At 71.8% G+C, this 4,457-nt stretch carries 3 protein-coding genes and 2 pseudogenes; 3 read left to right on the top strand and 2 right to left on the bottom strand.

Features of this window, described 5'->3' with window-relative positions; all coding sequences use genetic code 11:
• Positions 1 to 797: pseudogene (locus ND747_RS20075) on the bottom strand (hypothetical protein); the annotation flags it as partial.
• A 164-nt stretch (positions 798 to 961) separates the two neighbouring features.
• The gene (locus ND747_RS20070; RefSeq protein WP_251735383.1) at positions 962 to 1,624 is read right to left on the bottom strand and encodes an O-methyltransferase; all 663 of its coding nucleotides are present in this window, start codon (positions 1,622 to 1,624) and stop codon (positions 962 to 964) included.
• A gap of 179 nt (positions 1,625 to 1,803) precedes the next feature.
• Between ND747_RS20070 and sigE the strand changes: the two genes are divergently transcribed.
• The 3 genes and pseudogenes from sigE to ND747_RS20055 form a co-directional block, all read left to right on the top strand.
• Positions 1,804 to 2,598, top strand: a complete 795-nt coding sequence (gene sigE / locus ND747_RS20065) for an RNA polymerase sigma factor SigE (RefSeq protein WP_251735381.1) — start codon at positions 1,804 to 1,806, stop codon at positions 2,596 to 2,598.
• On the top strand, positions 2,595 to 3,395 hold the full coding sequence (locus tag ND747_RS20060; protein ID WP_251735380.1) for a zf-HC2 domain-containing protein: 801 nt from the start codon (positions 2,595 to 2,597) through the stop codon (positions 3,393 to 3,395). The genes sigE and ND747_RS20060 overlap by 4 nt, the downstream gene beginning before the upstream one ends.
• 515 nt (positions 3,396 to 3,910) lie before the next feature.
• A pseudogene (locus ND747_RS20055) lies at positions 3,911 to 4,457 on the top strand (hypothetical protein); the annotation flags it as partial.

The following is a 4,457-nucleotide window of genomic DNA, read 5'->3' as shown; positions in this document are numbered from 1 at the left end:
GCGCCGGCGCCGGCGGACAGCGGCGACCGCGGACGGTACGGAGGAGCGCCGGGCGCGCGGGCTGCAGTGCCCGGCTGCCAGCTCGGTCGAGGTCCGGTGGGAGCGTCGTGATCGTCCGGATAGTCTTCCCGGCCGGGACCGGTCAACGTCCGGGACGGGCCCGGTCCACGGCTGGCCGGCCGCGAATGATCGGAGTACCGGTCAGCGCGGTACTCGTCGGCGCGGTACTCGTCGGCGGGGGCCGAGTACCGGCTGGTCGCCGAGTACCGGTCGTCGTGGACGGGGCGGCTGTCCGAGTAGTGGCCGTCGTCGGCCTGCCGGCGGCCGTCGGCGACGTGGTGGTCGGCGCGGTGCTGATTGTCGGAGTAGCTCGGGCGGTCGGCCCGGTCGGCCCGGTCGGCCCGGTCGTAGCCGTCCCGGTGGCTGCCGGTGGGGTCGTCCCAGCGATCGCGGCCGGGCCAGGAGTCACGACCGGGCCGGGGATCATGGTCGCGCCGGGGGTCGGCGCTGTCCCGGGGATGGCGGGCCGGACCAGTGCGGGCGGGCTCACTGCGCGGGCGGGGTTCGGCGGGGTAGGCGGGGGGATACTCATCGGGGTAGTCGTCGCGAAGCTGGCCATAGCTGTACTGGTCGTCGAGATGATCAGGGTTGGACCGGCTGTCGGCGACCCGGGAGTGACGTCCGTCACGCACATGAGGAGCACTCTGGTGGGGATGGATGTGAGCTGCGGTACCGCCATGACCGGCGTGTCCGCCGAAGTCGTCGTAGCGCCGGTCTTCCCGCGCGGCCGGTGCCATCCACTCCCCATCGCGTCGATATGTCCCGCCGAAGAGGGACACTACGCGCTTGCGGCAGTAGTCCTCCGGACTAGGCGCATCCCAAGATGATCGGATGCGTCACTGTCGTGCGCCAGCGGATGGCCCGGTGGCCGGGCTGTGATTCGGCGCTGACGGCGCGGTGGCTAGCCGACCGGCGAGGACTTGGCGACCACCGCGATCAGCAGGCCGCCGCCGGTGGTCAGCATCATCTGGGTGAGCCGGATGTCGTCGCGTACAGCAGTGGCAAGCTCGCGGACGGCGACCGCATCGGCGGTGCGCACGGTGGGGTCTGCGGCCTGACCGTCGGCCAGCACGCCGGCGAACACGACGATGCCGCCGGGGCGCAGCAGACGCAGGGCCTGGGTGAGGTACTCGCTGCCCTCGCGGCGGTCGGCATCGCAGAAGACCAGGTCGTAGGCACCGTCGGTGAGCCTTGGCAGCACCTCGAGGGCGCGGCCGGTGATCAGGCGAGAACGGCCCGGTGCCATCCCGGCGTCGGCGTAGGTGCGCCGGGCCAGGCGCAGATGCTCGGCCTCGACGTCGATCGTGGTGAGCGTCCCGTCCGGGCGCATGCCGCGCAGCAGCCACGTTCCGGACACGCCGGTACCGGTCCCGATCTCCACAACCGCCCGGGCACCCGCGGCGGCGGCGAGAAAACGAAGCACCGCTCCGGCGCCGGGGCTGACCGGGACGATCCCGACCTCCTCGGCGCGAGAACGGGCAGCACGAAGGATGGGGTCTTCCAGCAGGAAGCCCTCGGCGTAGGCGGCGGCTGAACCCAGCTCGCCGATATCTGTCTGGGGCATGACATCCGCAGCCTACGGGAACGGGAGAGCACAGATGCGCGTTCATCTGATCGACGCGCATCGTGTCGAGGATCGTGGGTCGACCATCGAGGGGAGATACAACGGTGTCCGCAGCGGGATTCGCCGCTCCGTGGCCGGGCCGTCGGGTACGTTCGACGCGAACCGACCGAGAGGCGGCCGTGGCTGCGCAGGACTCCGGGGCGGCCAGTGACGCCACCGGCGCCGCCGCCACAGCAGAAGCCTGGGTTCCGCCGTCCTGGGAGGACGTGGTCCGCGAGCACGGCAACCGGGTCTACCGGCTGGCCTATCGTCTGACCGGCAACGCCCACGACGCGGAAGATCTCACGCAGGACGTCTTCGTCCGCGTGTTCCGGTCGTTGGCCGACTACACCCCCGGCACCTTCGAGGGTTGGCTGCACCGCATCACGACCAACCTTTTCCTGGACCGGATGCGCCGCCAGCAGAAGATCCGTTTCGACGCCCTCCCGGAGGACACCGAGCGCCTTGCCGGGCGCGAGGCGAGCCCCGAGGCCGTCTATGCCGAGGCCCATCTGGATGCGGATGTGGAGGCGGCTCTCGCCGCGCTGCCGCCCGACTTCCGGGCCGCCGTCGTGCTGTGCGACATCGAGCAGCTGTCCTACGAGGAGATCGCGCAGACGCTCGGCGTGAAACTCGGCACCGTGCGTAGCCGGATCTCGCGCGGGCGGGCCATGCTGCGCGCGGCACTGGCGGACCGCGCACCCCGGATGGGTGACGGCGTTCTGCTCGCCAGCGACACCGATGGTATGGACAACACGTTCGCGGTGGTCCAGGCCGACGGCGGTCGGCCTGTCGTCGGGCTGGAATCCGATCATTCGGGTGCCGACTCCCCGTCGCGTCGGGATCGAGATGACGGTCGCACCCGGATCGGGCGGCGGCGTGGTGCCGTGCCTGCTGGTGGCAAGGGTGGTGCTCCGGCGGAGCGCCGCGCGTGACCGAGCACCTCGGCGACCGGATTTCGCCACTCATCGATCACGAGCTCGACCACGATGCTCGGGACCGTGCGCTCGCCCACCTCGCCGGCTGTGCTTCCTGCCAGCGCGAGGTCATCCGGATGCGGCGGTTGAAAGCCCAGCTGGTGACACTGCGCGATCCGGCGATGTCCGATGCCTTCACCGCCCGCCTGCGTGCTCTTGGGGCGACTCCGTCCGCATCCCCCGCGTCTCCCGCCGATACAGCATCTCCCGCCGATACCGCGTCAGCCGCCTCACCGGCATCGCCCGTCTCGGCGGCGTCGAGTGTGCCGGCGGGCGCCCGTCCGTCGGCTGTCGAGCGGGTCGACGACGTGTCCCGGATGCCGGCCGGCCGACGCAGCCGGCCTGGACGGTCGGTCCCGCGGCGGTCCGGGCGGCCGACATCCGGGCCGCCGACGTTCGGGCCGCCGACGTTCGGGCCGCCGCGAGGCCTGCCGTCCCGGGTTGTGCGGCGCGAGGGCGGTGGTCGCTCCGAGCCGCAGCGTTCGGCTCTGACCGGGCGCGCCCGCCGGTCGTTTCCGTCGCGTCCCACCGGTCCGCGGCGGCCGACCGTGCGGCGCACCCTGCTGGGGTCCGCGGCGCTGCTGGTTCTTGCGATGACCGGCACAGCCGTCGGAGACTCCGGCGGCGGCGCGCGCACCGGTGGTTCGGTCGCCGTGCCGACCGTGTCGTCCGTGGTCGCGCCCGGCCCGGCTGCCGGCAGCTCCCTGCGGCTGATCCCGATGTTCACGCCGATGCGGGTGTCGTTCCGGCGCTGACCAGCAGACCCGGCAGCGGCGACGTTCTTTCTTTGTTCACATCGACTGCATGCCCCGGAAACATGAACCGTCGAAAGGCGATCTTCGTCTCCGTGCCCGGTTCGATCGGGACCGTCGTTGCTTTCGGCATCGCAACCGTTGCCACAGCCGTTGCCGTCGTTGTCGCAATGATGGTTGACGGTGTGCCTTCGATCCGGGCAGGGGGACGTCTGGGTGGGGGAACCCGGGGGCACGCATCGGGATGCCCCCGGTCCAGCGGGTCAACCACGCAGAGATTCGCTACGCTGCCACCGTCGCCGGGCGCGATTAGGCGGGACCAGGAGAAGTCTTTTTCGGCCAGTTCCGCGGGAGAGGTCTCCTCTATCTCGCGATAAGGCTTTACCGTGTTACCCGCTCGGAGTCGTCGCGCGGGCCTCCCAGGACGGAACCGGTTGCCGGTGTTCCGCCGTGCCCTGCGACGCGTCGAGCCGGGAGGTCGTGTGGAAGGCAGCGCCAGCGAGGCGACGATCGCGAATGTGACCAGGCTCGAGCCGCCGATGAGACCCCGGGGCCTCGAACGGCCCTCGACGGTCGCTGCTCGGCTGCCCGCATCCGACCTGCCCGCATCCGACCTGCCCGCATCCGACCTACCCGGATCCGACCTGTCGGCGGGCGGCCGGGCGGTCGGTGGCCCTGCTGTCGACGATCTGCAGGGCTCCGACCTGCCCGGATCCGATACTTCTGGCGATGTTCCGGGTAGCGACGATCCGCGCCCGTCCACCCAGGTGCAGCGTCCGGCCGATCGGATCACCGACGGCCACCGCGGGGACCCGCGGGTCCGCGAGGAGGTGACCATCCCGTCAACATCGGCGCGGATGCCCCAGCACCCGCCGCCTGATCTCACCCGAACCCCGCCGGCCGCTCCCGCCGCCACCCCCGCCACCCCCGCCGCACCCTCCGCCGGGTCCGTTTCCACGGTGCCGCCTGGGTCAGCTGGGCCGCGGGCGGTCGCGTCGACGCCACCGGCGCCACGTCCGACCGCCGTGTCCAGGCCGCATCTTCCGGCGCAGGCCCGGTCGGTGC

This window comes from Frankia sp. R82 (genome assembly GCF_023716925.1).
In the GTDB taxonomy this organism is placed as follows: Bacteria; Actinomycetota; Actinomycetes; order Frankiales; family Frankiaceae; genus Frankia.
Note: the sequence above shows the minus strand (reverse complement) of the source record. Positions and strands in the feature narration are given on the sequence as shown.

What these genes read in the sequence shown, in the direction of transcription:
- ND747_RS20070 (WP_251735383.1), bottom strand. Translation starts at nt 1,624, where the DNA reads ATGCCCCAGACAGATATCGGCGAGCTGGGTTCAGCCGCCGCCTACGCC.